Source organism: Stenotrophomonas sp. STEN054 (assembly GCF_056854535.1).
The window spans coordinates 1-15,548 of record NZ_JBXFWG010000037.1 but is presented as its reverse complement, the minus strand read 5'-3'; the positions used below and the strand labels follow the sequence as shown (position 1 = coordinate 15,548).

Annotated in this window: 13 protein-coding genes; 3 read left to right on the top strand and 10 right to left on the bottom strand. The window is 67.5% G+C overall.

The window, feature by feature from the left end:
- Positions 1-3: 3 nt before the first annotated feature.
- Positions 4-1,224, bottom strand: coding sequence for a multifunctional CCA addition/repair protein (locus AC1VXD_RS14415; protein ID WP_482992614.1), 1,221 nt, complete (start codon positions 1,222-1,224; stop codon positions 4-6).
- 93 nt (positions 1,225-1,317) lie between these two features.
- On the bottom strand, positions 1,318-3,291 hold the full coding sequence (locus AC1VXD_RS14410; protein ID WP_482992613.1) for a transglycosylase SLT domain-containing protein: 1,974 nt from the start codon (positions 3,289-3,291) through the stop codon (positions 1,318-1,320).
- Positions 3,292-3,453: 162 nt separating this feature from the next.
- Here AC1VXD_RS14410 and AC1VXD_RS14405 point away from each other — a divergent pair, with 162 nt between their 5' ends.
- Positions 3,454-3,861: an ExbD/TolR family protein gene (locus AC1VXD_RS14405; protein ID WP_482992612.1), complete on the top strand. Its 408-nt coding sequence runs from the start codon at positions 3,454-3,456 to the stop codon at positions 3,859-3,861.
- A 45-nt stretch (positions 3,862-3,906) separates the two neighbouring features.
- On the opposite strand, the gene AC1VXD_RS14400 is transcribed toward AC1VXD_RS14405, so the two are convergent.
- Positions 3,907-4,260: a hypothetical protein gene (locus AC1VXD_RS14400; protein WP_482992611.1), complete on the bottom strand. Its 354-nt coding sequence runs from the start codon at positions 4,258-4,260 to the stop codon at positions 3,907-3,909.
- 269 nt (positions 4,261-4,529) lie between these two features.
- Between AC1VXD_RS14400 and AC1VXD_RS14395 the strand changes: the two genes are divergently transcribed.
- Positions 4,530-7,391 carry a TonB-dependent receptor gene (locus AC1VXD_RS14395; RefSeq protein WP_482992610.1) on the top strand — a complete coding sequence of 954 codons (2,862 nt, stop codon included), beginning with the start codon at positions 4,530-4,532 and terminating at the stop codon, positions 7,389-7,391.
- A gap of 219 nt (positions 7,392-7,610) precedes the next feature.
- On the opposite strand, the gene fhuE is transcribed toward AC1VXD_RS14395, so the two are convergent.
- From fhuE to AC1VXD_RS14360, 7 genes are all read right to left on the bottom strand, one after another.
- Positions 7,611-9,773, bottom strand: coding sequence for a ferric-rhodotorulic acid/ferric-coprogen receptor FhuE (gene fhuE / locus AC1VXD_RS14390; RefSeq protein ID WP_482992609.1), 2,163 nt, complete (start codon positions 9,771-9,773; stop codon positions 7,611-7,613).
- A 226-nt stretch (positions 9,774-9,999) separates the two neighbouring features.
- Complete coding sequence (locus AC1VXD_RS14385) at positions 10,000-10,476, bottom strand: hypothetical protein (protein ID WP_482992608.1); 477 nt, start codon at positions 10,474-10,476, stop codon at positions 10,000-10,002.
- Positions 10,477-10,551: 75 nt separating this feature from the next.
- A complete protein-coding gene (locus tag AC1VXD_RS14380) occupies positions 10,552-11,103 on the bottom strand; it encodes a M23 family metallopeptidase (protein ID WP_482992607.1) in 552 nt (183 codons plus the stop codon).
- A gap of 283 nt (positions 11,104-11,386) precedes the next feature.
- On the bottom strand, positions 11,387-12,124 hold the full coding sequence (locus tag AC1VXD_RS14375) for an endonuclease/exonuclease/phosphatase family protein (protein WP_174208737.1): 738 nt from the start codon (positions 12,122-12,124) through the stop codon (positions 11,387-11,389).
- A 53-nt stretch (positions 12,125-12,177) separates the two neighbouring features.
- A complete protein-coding gene (locus AC1VXD_RS14370) occupies positions 12,178-13,002 on the bottom strand; it encodes a thiol:disulfide interchange protein DsbA/DsbL (protein WP_482992606.1) in 825 nt (274 codons plus the stop codon).
- Between the two features lie 106 nt (positions 13,003-13,108).
- Positions 13,109-13,759 carry a thiol:disulfide interchange protein DsbA/DsbL gene (locus AC1VXD_RS14365; RefSeq protein ID WP_482992605.1) on the bottom strand — a complete coding sequence of 217 codons (651 nt, stop codon included), beginning with the start codon at positions 13,757-13,759 and terminating at the stop codon, positions 13,109-13,111.
- Between the two features lie 106 nt (positions 13,760-13,865).
- On the bottom strand, positions 13,866-14,666 hold the full coding sequence (locus tag AC1VXD_RS14360; protein WP_482992604.1) for a c-type cytochrome: 801 nt from the start codon (positions 14,664-14,666) through the stop codon (positions 13,866-13,868).
- A gap of 156 nt (positions 14,667-14,822) precedes the next feature.
- Here AC1VXD_RS14360 and yihA point away from each other — a divergent pair, with 156 nt between their 5' ends.
- On the top strand, positions 14,823-15,425 hold the full coding sequence (yihA, locus tag AC1VXD_RS14355) for a ribosome biogenesis GTP-binding protein YihA/YsxC (protein ID WP_079223317.1): 603 nt from the start codon (positions 14,823-14,825) through the stop codon (positions 15,423-15,425).
- Positions 15,426-15,548: the final 123 nt, after the last annotated feature.

Genomic DNA, 15,548 nt, shown 5'->3' with positions numbered 1-15,548 from the left:
CAATCAGCGCGCGGCCGCGATCGCCTTCACCCGCGCCCTGGCCAGCGCCTCGCCAACGGCGGGGCCCTTCAGATGGGTCAGGTCCAGATCCCGCGCCTGTACCGACAACGCCGCCTGGTGCAGGCGCTTGAGCGTTTCACCCTGAGGGTAGTCGCCGTCCTCAAAGCCCAGCCGGCCGCGCTTGTCGGCCTCGCAGCACAGGGCGATGCGGGCCACGCGCTCGGGGCGGCGCAGGGCATCGCAACGGCACAGCAGGTCCAGCACGGTGGCATCACGCAGCTCGTCGATGCGGTGCACGTTCAAATGCTCGCGGCAGACTGCTTCGGCCAGCTGCTGGTGCTCGGTGGGAATCTTCAGGCGCGCGCACAGCTCCTTCAGCGGCTTCAGGCCACGCTGCTCGTGCATGATGTGGCGCGGCCATTCGTCCGGCGGCGTCAGGCCCTTGCCGAGGTCGTGGGTGAGCGCGGCGAAGCCAACCAGGTCATCGCCCGGTGCCAGCCGGGCGGCCATGTCGCTGACCATCTCCTGGTGGATGCCGGTATCCACTTCCGGGTGGAATTCGGCGCGCTGCGGGACGCCATACAACGCTTCCAGTTCCGGCAGGATCGGGCCGAGTGCATGCGCGTCGTGCAGGGTGCGCAGGAAGGCCGATGGCCGCTCGCAGACCAGCGCCTTGCGCAGTTCCTGCCACACGCGTTCGGGCACCAGCGCGTCCAGCTCGCCACTGGCGGCGACCTCGCGCATCAGCGCCATGGTTTCCTCGGCGACGGTAAAGCCAAGCGGCGCGAAGCGGGCCATGAAGCGCGCCGCACGCAGCACGCGCAGCGGGTCTTCGACGAAGGCGGGACCGACGTGGCGCAGCACGCGCTGCTGGATGTCGCGCGCGCCGCCATAGGGATCGACCAGGCTGCCGTCTGCTTCATCGCAGGCGATGGCATTGATGGTGAAATCGCGGCGCTGCAGGTCTTCTTCCAGAGTGACCCCAGGATCGGCATCGACCACGAAGCCGCGGTAGCCGCGGCCGGATTTGCGCTCGGTACGTGCCAGCGCGTATTCCTCGCCGGTCTTGGGGTGCAGGAACACCGGGAAATCGCGACCCACGGCGGTGTAGCCCTGCGCTTCCATCTGCGCGGGGGTGGCGCCGACCACCACCCAGTCACGGTCGCCGGCGGGGCGCTGCAGCAGGCGGTCGCGTACGGCGCCGCCGACAAGATAGATCTTCATGCCGGTGATGATCGCATGGGCGTGTGCCGCCGTGCTGCGTGCTCGCCGGGCATGGCCCGGCGCTACCGGATCGGACGGCACTACCCGCGTCGATCAATCCCCGCCCTGGTCGGCGTCCGCCGCACAGGTGAACGCCTTGCGCTTGTCCACCAGGCGGCCCATCAGGCGGTCGCTCAGGGGCAACGCATTGCCGTTGAGGCGCCAGTCGTAGATCACGCTGAAGGCCAGCACGCGGGCGACATACTCGCGCGTTTCCTTGTAGCTGATCGTCTCGATCCACAGGTCCGGGTCGAAGCCCGGGCGCTGGCTCTGCCAGCGTGCGGTCGGGGTCGGGCCGGCGTTGTAGGCGGCGATGGTCACGTAGGGCAGGCCGTCGTACTTGTTCATCAGCTGGCGCAGGTAGGCCGTGCCGATGGCGATGTTGGTGTCCGGGTCGTACAGGCTGTCGGCGCCGCCGTAGGCGGTCAGGCCGATGTTCTTCGCCACGCCCGCACCGGTCGCCGGCAGCACCTGCATCAGGCCCATGGCGTTGGCAGGCGAGCGCGCACGCGGGGTGAAGGTGCTTTCGGCGCGGATCTCCGCGGCCACCCAGGCCGGGTCGATGGCGTTGCGCGAGGATTCGCGGCGGATGGTGCTGTCGTGGTGCAGCGGGAAGCGCAGGTCGTACAGGCGCTGTTCCTGCGGCTGCTTGCCGAGCGCGAACACGGCGCGGTCGAACCAGCCGTTGTCTTGCGCCACGCGCACCGCCAGGCGGCGCTGGGTGTCATCGAAACGCGACAGCGCGCTGTTCCATTCGGCCACGGCCCAACCGTTGCGATCGATCTGGTACAGCGCCATCGCGCGCTGGATGGCCGGGTCGCGGGCGACGGCGGCCTGCGCCTGCGCACTGTCGTTGGGCTTCCACGGGCACAGCGTGTAGTTCTGCTGCAGCTTGTCGGCGGCCAGGAAGCCGTGGAAGGTCGGCGCGCGCGCGGCGGTGCGGAACAGCGGCTGGGCCTGCTGCGCCTGTCCGGTCTTTTCCAGCATGCGTCCTTCGAAATACGCCCAGCGCGAATCGTTGCGCTGCTTGCTGCCCATCTTGCGGATGGCGGTCAGCGCGGCCGCCCAGTCACCGCGCGACATCGCCTCACGCACGCGCCATTCGTGCAGGCGCTCGTCGTAGGCCGATTCGGGCACGGCGTTGAGCCTGCGCGCGGAGTCGGGCAGGTAGGAGGCCACCGTCCACAGCGCGATCTGGTAGCGCACCTGGGCCTGCTGGTCGGCGCTCAGGCCCAGTGCCTGCGCGTACTGCGGCAGCTGCTGTTCGGTGGCACCGGGGTCGGCCTTGGCCAGCTTTTCCAGACCGTCGGTGGCGATGCGCCGGCTGCGCTCGTTACGCGGCCAGTTCAGCGCGCTGGCGTTGGGCTTGTCGACGAAGGCGGCGTAGGTGCTGGCCAGGGCCAGGTCGGTCGCCGGCAGGCCCCGCGCGGCGCTGCGCATCACCGCTGGCTGCTGTGCGTCGGCAGCGGCATCGATGCGTTCCCAGCGCAGCGCATCACTCATCCCACCCTGCGCCTGCAGTACGGCGAACACCGCGTCACAGGCATCGGGCAGCGACTTGCCGTTCTTGCGCCACAGGTCCTGTGCCTCGCTGATCCACTGTGGGTCGACCTTGCCGGTCGCCTGGCGTGCGGTCAGCTGCGCGCAGCGCAGACCGACGTTGTCGGTGGGCGCCCAGTTGGCCAGCAGGGTAGGCCAATCCTGGCGGCGCGCCACCGAGGGCAGCCAGACGCTGCGGAAACTGTTGGCAACGGCTTGGCCGTCATAGCGCTTGAGGAAGGCCTGGGCCTGGCCGCTATCGACCGTATCGATGTTGCGGCGAAGCTGGGCGAACTCGACCCAGCCATAGGCCGGGTGGCGGCTGAGCGCGGCGGCCTGGCGCGGTTCGAGCTGGCCGCGTTCGGCCGCATCGATGGCGGCCTTGAGCTGGCCGCTCTGGGCGTCGAGTGACTGGGCGCTGGCGCAGCCGATCAGCAGCGATGCGGACAGCGGGAGCAGGGACAGGGCGGTCGAAGAGCGTCGGATCATGGGCCCAGCATAGCGGGCGCTGGCTGAATTCAGTTTCGCATCGCGTGCACGGATCGCACCGGGCAACGGCAGCTGAATGCTCCGCGCGCAGACACTGCCGCCAGCCTGCACCGGCGACGTACTGTCGGCGTGGACGAACGGCCCGGGTGCAAGGAGTGGCACATGGCGTTCAGTAGCGCAGGAAAAAGCGGCCCCTTGGCGGAGATCAATGTCACGCCGCTGGTGGATGTGATGCTGGTGTTGTTGATCATCTTCATCGTGACCGCGCCGATGCTGTCGCGGCCCATCGCGGTGCAGCTGCCACAGGCGACGGACAGGGTGGTCGACCGTCCGGATCCACCACCGCCGATCGAGCTGCGCCTGGATGCGTCCAGCCAGCTGAGCTGGAACGGCCAGCCGATGCCCATCGGTGATCTGCAGGCGCGCCTGCGTACCCAGGCCAGCGAGCATGCCGGCAACCTGCCGGAGCTGCGCATCGCCACCGATCCGTCTGCCGAATACGAAGGCATGGCGAAGATCCTGGCGGCGGCCGAGGCCACGGGGATGGAGCGGATCGCCTTCGTGCGGTGAAAGGGCTTGGGCTTCGTTGAGGGAGCGCGGCTCCCTCAGCGGAGCTCAGGGATGCGGTGCCTCGCGATGGCCGCCGGGTACCTGCTGATGCAGCAGGTCCGTGGCAGGCAGTGTGGACTCCACAATCCGCAGGAAATTCATCTGGATCTGGGCTGGAACCGGTGTCTCGCTGGCCTGCCACCGCCCCTGCGCGTGATCGAATTCAACGTTGAAAGCCGTCAGCTGCGCGCGCCCGAAATCCACAATGACCGTCAGGCCCGGCCCGGATTGAAGTGCCACATCGCTGGGCGATGCGCAGTTGTTGCATTCGATCACGCCGCCGGCACGGGCGCTGCCCGTGAAGAGCAGCGCCAGTGTCGCGAGCAGTGTCGCGGCCAGGACGGCAGGATGTCCCTTCATCACGCACACCTTGGACAGTTCCGGAATGTCAGTTTCGCCTTGATTTCGGCGCGAGTGCGCTCAACCCCAGGAATTTCGGATTGTTCCTAGGGCGCCGGCCTGTCTTGGTCTTCAGGGCGGAATGAGCGCGTTTCATTCGTCAGAACGGCGTGAAAGAGTGTCGCTGGTCACGCCAATGTTTTTACAGCTTGTTTACAAAGGAGACGCTGCCGCCACGCAGGGGGGAGCGCGGCAGCCCATGTCCCGACATTCCTTTGGAGAGAGAGCGAATGAATCACCTGCATTACCGCCCCTTGGCGGTCGCTGTCGCGCTGTGCGTGACGGCCCTGGCACCGCTGGGGGCAATGGCCCAGACGGCCACCACCCTGGATGCCGTCGAAGTGACCGGCACCCGCATCAAGCGTGCTGAAGTGGAAGGCCAGGTGCCGATCCAGACGCTGAGCCGGGGCGACATCGAACGCACGGGCCTGAGCTCGATCGGTGAAGTGCTGCAGCAGCTCACCGGTTCGGGTTCGGCGTTGAACGCCAAGTTCAATTCCTCCGGCAATTTCGGCTTCCCGCCGGATGGCAGTGGTGTCGGTGCCGGTTCGGCGCAGGTCGACCTGCGCCACCTGGGCGCCAAGCGCGTGCTGGTGCTGGTGGATGGCATCCGCTGGGTCAATGAATCCTCGGCGTCGGGCGTGGGCGCGGCCACCGATCTCAATACCATTCCGCTGGCGATTGTCGAACGCATCGAAGTGCTGGAAGACGGTGCCTCGTCGCTGTACGGCTCCGATGCGATCGCCGGGGTGGTCAACATCATCACCCGCCGCGATTTCGATGGCGGGCAGGTGACCCTGAACTACGGCGAGTACAGCAAGGGCGATGGCACGCAGAAGGGCGTGGACCTGGCCTGGGGCACCAGCGGCGAGCGCTACAGCCTGTTCCTCGGCGCGAGCTGGACCAGGCAGGATGCGGTCTATGCGCGCGACCGCGAACAGTCGCGCTTCCCGATTCCCGGCACCGGCCTGGCCTTCGGCAGTGGCGGCATTCCGCAGGGGCGCTTCGCCTTCGTCGACCCCAACACCGGCGCCGAACAGGACATCGTGCCCAACACCGGCGTGAGCAACCCACGCTATGACGGCAGCGCCGGCTGCAACCGCAGCGACGACTATCACTGCTTCACCAGCGCCGACCGCTTCAACTTCGCCGAATACAACATGGTGCTGACGCCGTCCGAGCGCAAAGGCGTGTTCGGACAGTTCCGCTTCGACATCACCGACGACGTGCAGTGGTACGTCAAAGCGCTGGGCAACCGCCGCGAATCGACCAACCAGGCGGGCCCGGAACCGCTGTTCTTCGGGCCGGACGGTGCCACCGGCAATCCGCTGGCCGACAACATCGTGGTGTCGGCGCTGAACCCGTACAACCCGTTCGGCTTCGACCTGGTGTCCGGCGGCAACATGAGCCTGATCGGCCGCCGCCCGGTGGAAGGTGGCGCGCGTGTGTTCGAACAGGAGGTCAACACCACGTACTTCGCCACCGGCCTGGTGGGCAGCTTCCAGGCGGCGAACCGCAGCTGGTACTGGGACGTCAACGGCATGTACAGCAAGAACAAGGCCGAGCAGACCAACTACGGCAGCTACAACATCTACAACGTGAACCTGGCGCTGGGCGATCCGGCACTGTGCGCGGCCACGGCCGGCTGCGTGCCGCTGAACATCTTCGGCGGCGTCGGCTCGATCACCCCGGACATGCTGCGCTGGATCCAGCCGGTGGTGCGCGACCGCAGCCAGAACGAGCTGAGCCTGGTCACCGCCAACCTGTCCAGCGATCTGTTCACTCTGCCGGCCGGCCCGGTGTCCTTCGCCACCGGCCTCGAACACCGGCGCTATGAAGGCTGGTACCAGCCCGACCCGCTGACGGTGATCGGCCACTACAACGGCGTGCCTTCGCAGCCGACATCCGGTTCCTACGACGTCAACGAGGCCTACCTGGAGCTGAGCGTACCGATCTTCGCCGACTCGTCGCTGGGCAAGAAGCTGGACCTGAGCCTGGCCGGGCGCTATTCGGATTACTCCACCTTCGGTGGCGAATTTACCCCCAAGTACGGTCTGCGCTGGCAGGTGACCGATGACTTCGTGCTGCGCACCACCTATGCCGAGGGTTTCCGTGCACCGTCCATCGGCGAGCTGTACGGCTCGGCCGCGCGTGCCGACCTGCAGTTGTTCGATCCCTGCTCGGTGGGCCTGGGCGGGACCGCGCCGCGGGGCAATCCTGCCAACTGCGCCGCGCTGGGCGTGCCGGCCGGGTTCCAGCAGGCCAACTCGCAGATCTCGGTGACCACCGGCGGCAACCGCGAACTGGAACCGGAGCGTTCGCGCAGCTTCAGTGCCGGCTTCGTGTGGAGCCCGTGGTTCGGCAACAACGCCACCTGGTCCGAACGCTTCGACGTGGAGGTGACCTTCTACCGCCACAACATCGACGGCGCGATCCAGGCGATCAATGCGCAGACGCAGCTGGACCTGTGCGTGGACACGCTGGACCCGGTCTACTGCGATGGCATCACCCGCGCCAGCACCGGTGCGGTCAACAGTTTCAACAACCGCCTGACCAACCTGGGTTCGATCAAGACCGATGGCTGGGACGTGGACCTGTTCTGGACGCTGCCGCAGAGCGACATCGGCCAGTTCAAGCTGGGCTGGAAGAACACCTTCGTCGGCCGCTACGAGGCGACCGGTGCGGCCGGCCAGCGGCAGCCGCAGAAGCCGGGCGTGGAAGTGGCCGACAGCTCGATTCCGGAGTGGACCAGCAACGCCAGCATCGGCTGGACGCTGGACAACTGGAGCGCCAACTGGACGGTGCGCCACATCTCCGAGCTGACCGAGGACTGCGGTGATGCAGTGGCCTTCCCGGTGTGCAGCAACCAGGCCGCCGGCACCAACACGCTGGCCGCCACTACGTACCACGACCTGCAGGTGGGCTACAAAATCGACTGGATGAAGGGGCTGCAGCTGACGGCGGGCCTGAACAACGTGTTCGACAAGGATCCGCCGATCTGCCTGTCGTGCTCGTTGAACGGCTACGACGCCTCGACCTACGACATCCCGCGTGGCCGCTACTGGTACATGCGCGCGGACCTGCGGTTCTAGGTTGACCGGCAGGTGCCAGGGAACGGCACCTGCTTTTCACCGGTAGCGCCGGGCCATGCCCGGCGGCTTTTCGCGGTCATGTAGAGCCGAGCCATGCTCGGCTGCTTCATGCCTTTGTAGAGCCGAGCCCATGCTCGGCTGCTCTTTGCGAAAGCCAGTCGAGCATGGCTCGACTCTACAACGACCCACGGCGCCGGGGGCTACCCGGCGCCGTCTGCATCAGAACGACCAGGTGAAGGTCAGCGAGCCATTGCGGCCGTCGCCGAACGCACCGTAGCCGTTGATCTGCGAGTAGTACTTCTTGTCCAGCAGGTTGTTGAGGTTGGCCTGCACGCTGAACTCCGGCGAGATGCGGTAGCGCACGAAGGCGCTGACCAGCGCGTAGCCGTCCTGTTCGATGCGGCCGTACGCCGGCACCGCGTAGTAGATGCGGTTCTGCCAGTTGGCACCGCCGCCGACGGTCAGGTCCTGCAACGACTGCGGGGTGTAGCTGGTGAACAGCTTCAGCGTGGTCTGCGGCAGGTTGGTGTTGATGTCCGCATCGCTGATGTCCTTGGCCACGTAGCGCGAGGCGCCGAAGGTGGCGTTCCAGCCCGGTGCCAGTTCGCCGTTCAGCTCGAACTCGAAGCCACGGCTGACCGTGCCGCGTGCGGCGACGTAGGCGGTTTCGCCGCCGGTTCCGCCAATCACCGGCTCACCGGTTGACTGGCCCACGTTGTCCTGCTCGATGCGGAACACGGCCACCGAAGCATTCAGTCGGTTGTCGAACCAGGCACCCTTCACGCCCACCTCGTAGCTCTTGCCGTCGACCGGGTCGAGGTAGCTGCCGTTGCGGTCCTTCAGCATCTGCGGCTGGAAGATTTCGGTGTACGAGGCGTAGGTCGAGTAGGTGTCATTGATGTCGAGCACCAGGCCGGCATACGGCGTGGTCACCTTGTGCGAACGATCGGCGCCTTCGCCTTCACTCTTCCAGTCGGTATAGCGTGCACCGATGATCAGCTTCAGCCGATCAGCCAGTGACAGGCGCGTGGCGGCATAGCCCGCCTTCTGGGTAATGGTGCCTTCGCTGGCCAGGCTCAGCGGGTTCCAGTCCGGTTCGCTGATGTTGCCGTTCCAGTTCAGGTAGCTGGAGAAGGGATCCCACGCGAGGCCGGCGCCGCCGACCTGGTAGTCGCCGTAGTTGGCGTAGTCGCGCTTGTTGTAGCTCAGGCCTGCCATGAACTGGTGCTCGCGGCCGAACAGCTGGAACGGGCCGTCGACGAAGCCATCGATCGCGTCGACCTTGCGCTCGGTGTTGTAGAAGCCGGCCGATGGCGAAATGCCGGCACCGGTGTTCTTGTCAAAGTACGAGGCGCCGGTGACCCAGTCGTTGTAGGCCGGGTAGAACAGCTTGTCGTCGGCCTTTGTCTCGTCATGCGTGGCGCCGATCTTGAACTTCCAGCCGTTGGCGAAGCCATGTTCCAGGGTGGCGAATGCGCGCTTGCTGGTGGTGTCCCAGTAGGTCCAGTTCGGGCTGGCATTGAACGATTCGTCGTAGCCGGTGCTGGTGCCATCGGAGAACAGCATCGGGAAGCCGCCCCAGGTGGCGCCGTTGGCGCGCTTCTGCTGGTAGTCGTAGCCCACGCTCAGCTGCGTGTCGGGGGTCAGGTCGGCGTCGATGACCATGTAGCCCAGCGTCTTGTGCTGGTTGTAGCGGTCCATCTGCGCATCGGTGTCCAGGTAGCTGCCGATGACACGACCACGCACGGTGCCGCTGGCATTCAGCGCGCTGCCCACGTCCACGGTGGTGCGGGTGCGGCCCCAGCTGCCGACGTTGACCGAGACGCTGCCGGCCAGCTCGGCGCTGTCGGCGTGCTTGCGGATCAGGTTCACCGACGCCGACGGGTTGCCGGCGCCGCTGAGCAGGCCGGTGGCGCCGCGCACCACTTCCACGCGGTCGTACAGGGCCAGGTCCAGGCCGGAATCACCATAGCTCCAGTTCTGCACCATCTGCGTCGGCAGGCCATCGAACTGATAGCTGTCGATGTAGAAACCGCGTGCGTAGAACTCGGTGCGCTCGGTGTCGGACTGGGTGCTGCTCACGCCGGTGGTGTTGCCCAGCACGTCGATGATGTCGTCGAGGTTCTGGTCCTCGATGCGCTGGTGGCTGATGATGCTGACCGACTGCGGGATCTCGCGCGGGGCCAGGTCGAAGCGGGTACCGGCCGAGGTCTTGCGCACCGAATAGCCTTCGGCGCGCTCGCCCTTCACCACGACCTTGTCGAGGGTGGTCGGGTCGGCGGCGGTTTCGGCGAAGGCGGCCGGCGCGGCGGCCAGGCACAGGGCGGCGAGCACCGCCGCGGACAGGCGATGCGGCAGGAGAGCAGGGGTCGAGCGGATCATATAGGTTCCTGGACGGGCACGTGCGTGCGTCCGACCGGCTTCCCGGATGGTCTGGCGCCGCGGCTGGTGGGGGTCTCACGCCGCTGGCGGGGCCCTGCGTTGCAGGACGGTGGCTGGGCAATGCGAGGAGGGCGAACCGTCCTGGCTGCCCGGAAAACGCAACTATGGTAATGCGAATTGTTGCTATTCACAAATGGCGATGGGGCGTGCCAGTCCCTTCGCCGCCTCAGTCATCCAGCGGGGTCCGTTCGGCCTGGATCTTCATGCGCGGCAAATGGTCCTCGATGCCATCGGCATATTCGAGGGTGACCATGACGTCTTCATCGATCATGGACGCACCGTACACCTGCACCTTGCCGGTCATGTATACCGGGGTGGCGCGCGGCGGCCCGGCATAGGTGGCCTCCGGATCCAGGCAGGCCAGCGCATGGCGGATGTTGGCCGAGGCGAATTCGGTCGACGTGTTGGGGATCAGCCACTGGCAGAACTGCTTGCCCGCGTCGCTGCCATCGTCCTTGCAGCCCTTGCTCCAGCGGCTCCAGTCGGTCACCAGTTCAATCGAACGCGGGGCACCGACCTTTGCGGTGTTGGCGTAGGCAGCCAGTTGCCTGCACCACGGGTCGCGGTGTGCCTGCAGGGTGCTGCAGCCGGTGGCCAGGATCACGGTAGCGATCAACAGCGGGGTGGGGCGAAGCTGGGCCATCGGCGTGCTCTCCTTGCCACTGCGGTTGATGATGCGACGGGGCCGTCGTGGCGTCCAGCCGCAGCGTCACTACGCTCAACGCAGCAGCGGCAACGGGTCGCGGGCGCCGTCCTTGCCGTAGATGCCCCAGTGCAGGTGCGGCGGTGTGCCTTTGGCGTTGCCGCTGTCGCCGACATGGCCCAGCAGCTGCCCGGCCTGTACCACCTGGCCTCGCGCCAGGCCCTCGGCCCAGTCTTCCAGATGCGCATAGTAGTAGCGCTCGCGGCCGGGCCCGATCACCCATACCTGGCGCCCGCCGAGCCCGCGTTCGCTCACATCGGCGATTACGCCTGCGGTAACGCTGCGCACGGGCGTGCCGCGTTTGCCGAAGATGTCGATGCCGGCATGCGTGCGGTTACTGCCGCGCGGGGCACCGAAGGTGTCGGCGATCTGTCGCGGGCGCACGCCGTCCACGGGTACGGGCAGCTCGGTGGCCGGTGGCATGCGTGCCAATGACCAGAGCATCTTCGGTGCCGCCGCCCACGGGCTGTTCCACAGGGACAGCGCTGCGATGCCGGCGATCAGCAGCAGTGCGCCGGAAAGCAACCAGCGGCGCAGGCGTCGGGCAGGGGAGGGTGGTGTGGTCATGAGGTCCATAGGTAGAGTCAAGCTTGCTCGACTGGCCGCAATGTAGAGTCGAGCCATGCTCGACTGGATTGAACAGCAGTCGAGCAAGCTCGACTCTACGACGGCAGAGGCAACTGCAGTCGAGCAAGCTCGACTCTACACAGCCGGTAGTAGCGACTGCGCGATCCAGATGTCGCCCGGATGATGGCGCTCGGGGCAGCACGATGACCGCGCGGCGGAGAGCATGCGGACCAAAGGTCCGCACCACCAGAGCAGCAGAAGGCACGCCCACCGGTGCGATAGGTCAGCGCAGGGCGTCAGCCGGCACGTCGATGGCCATGGCCAGGGCCAGGTGGTCGGAGAACGCGGCCGGTACGGCTTCCACGCTGCGGGTCTGCAGGTTGCTGCTGACCAGGATGTGGTCGATGGCCCGGTCCGGACGCCAGCTGGGAAAGGTCGGCACCACGCAGCCCGGAGGCTGCAGCCGGGTCTTCTGGTAAAGCACCTGCATTTCCGGGCGCTCGGCCAGGCAGTTGAAATCGCCCATCAGCACCGCGTTCGGGTGGTCGGACAGCAACTCGGCGATGAAGCCGAGCTGGGACATCCGCGAACCCGCGCCCAGCGACAGGTGGGCCACGGCCACGGCCAGGCCGTCCTCGCCATCGCCGAACTTGGCCAGCAGCACGCCGCGCCCGCCGATGCGGCCGGGCAGGGCATGGTCCTGTACTTCCACCGGTTCCAGCTTGCTCAGCAGGCCGTTGGCGCTGGACGCCACCCCGCCCATGCGCCGGTTCGGCTGGTGACTCCAGTAATTGAAGCCGGCACGCTGGGCCAGGTAGTGGGTCTGGTTGGTGAAGCCCGACCGCAGGCTGCCCGGGTCGGCCTCCTGCAGGCCGACGATGTCATGGCCGCGCGCCAGGGTGGCGATCGCGTCCAGGCTGCTGCGCTTGCGTCCCGCCGGCAGCGCATGTGACCAGCTGCGGGTCACATAGTCGCTGTAGCGGCGGGTGCTTGAGCCGGCCTGGATGTTGGCCGTCAGCAAGCGCAGGGTCCGTGTGGTGGGGGAAGTCACGGCCGGGGAAACTGCCTCTTGGATCAGTGAGCCTGGGCCGCACCGCGTTCGCGGGCGATCAGGTGGTCGGCGATGCGCAGCATGTCCGGGAAGCTCTTGCCCTTCACCAGATACTTGCCGTTGATGATGATCGACGGGGTGCCGCTGATCGCGCTGCGCTGGGCAAACTGCTTGGCGGAGTTGGTCTTGGCGTTCACCGCGAAGCTGCCCATGGTGGCGGCGAACTGCTTCGGATCCACGCCGTAGCCGGCGTAGAACTTGGCGATGTCGTCGACCGAGTCGGCGCCGCGCTCACCCTTCAGGGTCTGCTGCGAGTGGATGGCGGCATACAGCGCTTCGTGGGTCTTCTCCTGCACGCCCAGGGTCTGCGCAGCGTAGAAGGCACGGGCGTAGTTGTCCCAGGTGCCGCCGAACATGGCCGGCACGTAGACGAAGTTCACGTCGCTCGGCAGGCCTGCCTTCCACGGGCCAACCAGCGGCTGGAACGCGGCACAGGCCGGGCAGACGTAGCCGAAGATCTCGACCACTTCGACCTTGCCGGCGGCCGGCTGGAACGGCTGGCCGTTGCTGATGACCTGGTAGTCGCTGCCTTCCACCGGGGCCGGGCCGGTCAGCGCGGTGGTGGTCGGGGCCGGTGCGGCGGCCGGAGCGGCCTCGGTGGCAGCCGGGGCAGCGCCTTCGGTGGCGGCAGCGGGCTCGGCGGCGGGGGCCGCGGCAGGCTCGGCGGCAGCCGGTGTGGTGGCGGCTTCAGCCGGGGCGGTGGTGTTGGTGGTGCCGTCGTCAGCCTTGCAGGCCGCCAGGATCGGCAGCAGGGCTGCAAGTGCGAAAGCAGCGATACGGGTCTTCATTCAAACGTCTCCAGCATCTGGAAAAGTGGGGCCAGCGGCGGGCGCCGGCCAGGGGGAAATGATGACATGCGGCGGCGACAGCGCCGTGTCGATGGTCGGGATCGGTTCAGCGGCCGCCGCGGGCGCGGGCTTCGGAGATCAGCTTGGAGGCCACGCGCAGCTGGTCCTCGAAGCTGTTGCCACGCACCAGATACTGGCCGTTGATGATGATGGCCGGGGTGCCCGGCACCTGGGTGCGCTGGGCGAAGGCACGGGCTTCGGCGACCTTTTTCTGCACCGCATCGCCACGCAGGGCCTGCTTGTAGCGGTCGGCGCTCACGCCATAGGCGGTATAGAAGTTGGCGAGCTCATCGGCGGAGACGTTCTGCATCGGCAGCGAGCCGTCCTCATGCAGGGCCTTGAACACGGCGGCGTGGCTGCGCTTGGCAACGCCCACTTCATCGGCCGCGTAATAGGCCAGGGCCCAGGCATCCCAGACACCGCCGAAGGCAGCCGGGACCGGGGTGAAGCGCACGTCGGCCGGCAGCTTGGCAGCCCAGGCTTCCAGCTGCGGCTCGAAGTGGGCGCAGTGCGGGCAGGTGTAGCCGAACACTTCAACGACTTCGATCTTGCCGGCCAGCGGCTGGAACGGGCCGGACTTGGCGATGCGCTCGTAGTCTTTGCCTTCAACCAGCGGGGCATTGGCGGGGGTGGCGGCGCAGGCGGCCAGCGGCAGCATCACCAGCAGGGACAGCAGAAGGCGGGGAATCAACCTCATCGACACGCATCTCCATTGAAAATAACAACGCCGGCGCAGCCGCCGGCGTGAAGGAAACATACCTCAGCCGCGGGTCGCCGTGGCGACCTGGGCCGACCAGTGGCGGTCAGGGGGCGGCGGCCGGTTGCGTGGCGACGGCCTCGGCGGCGATGTCATCGGCCTTGTTGTGCAGGCCCTGGAGGTAACTGGAGAGCGCTTGGACTTCCTGCTCGCTCAGCTTCTGGGCGACGGCGGCCATGATCTGGAAGTGCGCCTTGTCGGTCTCGTTGGTCTGCCCGGCCTGGTATTCCTGCAGGCGGCGGGCGACATAACTGGCGTGCTGGCCGCCGATGTGCGGGTAGGCCGGGCCGGGGTTGCCGGCGCCGCTGGGGCCGTGGCAGGCCATGCAGGCCGGCAGGCCGCGCGTGCCGTCGCCACCGCGGTACAGCTGCTGGCCGATCTCGTAGAACTTCATGCCCTTGTAGGGGCCGTCGGCCACGGCGGTGTCGTCGGCGATGCCGGCGGTGGCCTTCTGGGTGGCGAAGAACGCGCCGATATCGCGCATGTCCTGCGGGGTGAGGTTCTCCACGAAGGGCACCATCGCCACCGACGCGCCGGAACTGCGCTGGCCGTTGGCGATCAGGGCCATCTGCTGGGCCACGTAGCGTTCGCTCTGGCCGGCGATGGACGGGTACATCTCCACCGTGGAATTGCCGTCGGCCCCATGGCAGGCCGCGCAGGCCGAAGCCTTGGTCTGGCCGGCCTTGGCGTCGCCCCACGTGGTCTTGCTGAAATCCACTTCCAGCGAGGCGGTGCGGATCGGCCCGTTGTCGGGCAGCGGGGTCAGCGTGGTCTGCGCGAACGCAGCGGCGGCAACGACGACGGCAGTGGCAAGAGCGGATACGGCAAGAACGCGAGCGTGGCGCATGCTAAAGCTCCGTATGGACCGGGCCGGGGCGTGGCCGCCGGCATCGCCCGGATTATCAACGCCGTTTCCGCGCACGGTCAACGCAGCAGTGCAGCATTTCCCGGCCTGCGGCCCCGGGAACGGGCGCGCGGCGCCGCAACATGCGATCCTAGGCGCATGTCATTGCTCATCGAACGCGCCCGTTACCACCTCTCGGCCCACAACGTGCGGCAGCTGCCGCCCGATGAAGGGGCCGAAGTGGCCTTCGCCGGCCGCTCCAACGCCGGCAAGTCCAGCGCCCTCAACGCGCTGACCCGGCAGAACTCCCTGGCCCGCGTGTCCAAGACCCCCGGCCGAACCCAGCAGCTGGTGTTCTTCCAGATCACCCCGGAAGCGCACCTGGTCGACCTGCCCGGTTACGGCTACGCCAAGGTGCCGCTGGACCTGCAGGCGCACTGGCAGGCCTTCATCGACCGGTATTTCCGCACCCGCGAAGCCCTCAAGGGCCTGGTGGTGGTGATGGACATCCGCCACCCGCTGAAGGACTACGACCGGCAGATGCTGTCCTACGCCGTGCAGCGTGGCATGCCCGCGCACGCACTGCTGACCAAGGCCGACAAGCTCAGCCGCAGCCAGCAGATGCAGACCCTGCAGAAGGTCCGCAAGGAACTGCATTCGGCCTATGGCGACAGCGTCAGCGTGCAGGTGTTCTCCGGTGAGGACCGCACCGGCGTGGACGAAGCCCGCGGCGTGATCGGCGGCTGGCTGGGGCTGGCGTAAGGCGTCTCCGCTGCGCTCGCCGGGGGGGGGCCGCCGGGCCCCCCGAGTGTGGAGGCCCCCGGGCCCGCGGGCGGGGGCCCCCCCCCCGCCCCCGCCGGAGGGCTACGGCGCGCAACCCGCGCC

Excerpts from the sequence above, each read along its gene's own strand:
- AC1VXD_RS14380 (WP_482992607.1), bottom strand. The coding sequence starts at position 11,103 with ATGACCACACCACCCTCCCCTGCCCGACGCCTGCGCCGCTGGTTGCTT.
- AC1VXD_RS14395 (WP_482992610.1), top strand. The coding sequence starts at position 4,530 with ATGAATCACCTGCATTACCGCCCCTTGGCGGTCGCTGTCGCGCTGTGC.
- AC1VXD_RS14385 (WP_482992608.1), bottom strand. The coding sequence starts at position 10,476 with ATGGCCCAGCTTCGCCCCACCCCGCTGTTGATCGCTACCGTGATCCTG.
- AC1VXD_RS14410 (WP_482992613.1), bottom strand. The coding sequence starts at position 3,291 with ATGATCCGACGCTCTTCGACCGCCCTGTCCCTGCTCCCGCTGTCCGCA.
- AC1VXD_RS14360 (WP_482992604.1), bottom strand. The coding sequence starts at position 14,666 with ATGCGCCACGCTCGCGTTCTTGCCGTATCCGCTCTTGCCACTGCCGTC.
- fhuE (WP_482992609.1), bottom strand. The coding sequence starts at position 9,773 with ATGATCCGCTCGACCCCTGCTCTCCTGCCGCATCGCCTGTCCGCGGCG.
- AC1VXD_RS14400 (WP_482992611.1), bottom strand. The coding sequence starts at position 4,260 with ATGAAGGGACATCCTGCCGTCCTGGCCGCGACACTGCTCGCGACACTG.
- yihA (WP_079223317.1), top strand. The coding sequence starts at position 14,823 with ATGTCATTGCTCATCGAACGCGCCCGTTACCACCTCTCGGCCCACAAC.
- AC1VXD_RS14415 (WP_482992614.1), bottom strand. The coding sequence starts at position 1,224 with ATGAAGATCTATCTTGTCGGCGGCGCCGTACGCGACCGCCTGCTGCAG.
- AC1VXD_RS14365 (WP_482992605.1), bottom strand. The coding sequence starts at position 13,759 with ATGAGGTTGATTCCCCGCCTTCTGCTGTCCCTGCTGGTGATGCTGCCG.
- AC1VXD_RS14370 (WP_482992606.1), bottom strand. The coding sequence starts at position 13,002 with ATGAAGACCCGTATCGCTGCTTTCGCACTTGCAGCCCTGCTGCCGATC.
- AC1VXD_RS14405 (WP_482992612.1), top strand. The coding sequence starts at position 3,454 with ATGGCGTTCAGTAGCGCAGGAAAAAGCGGCCCCTTGGCGGAGATCAAT.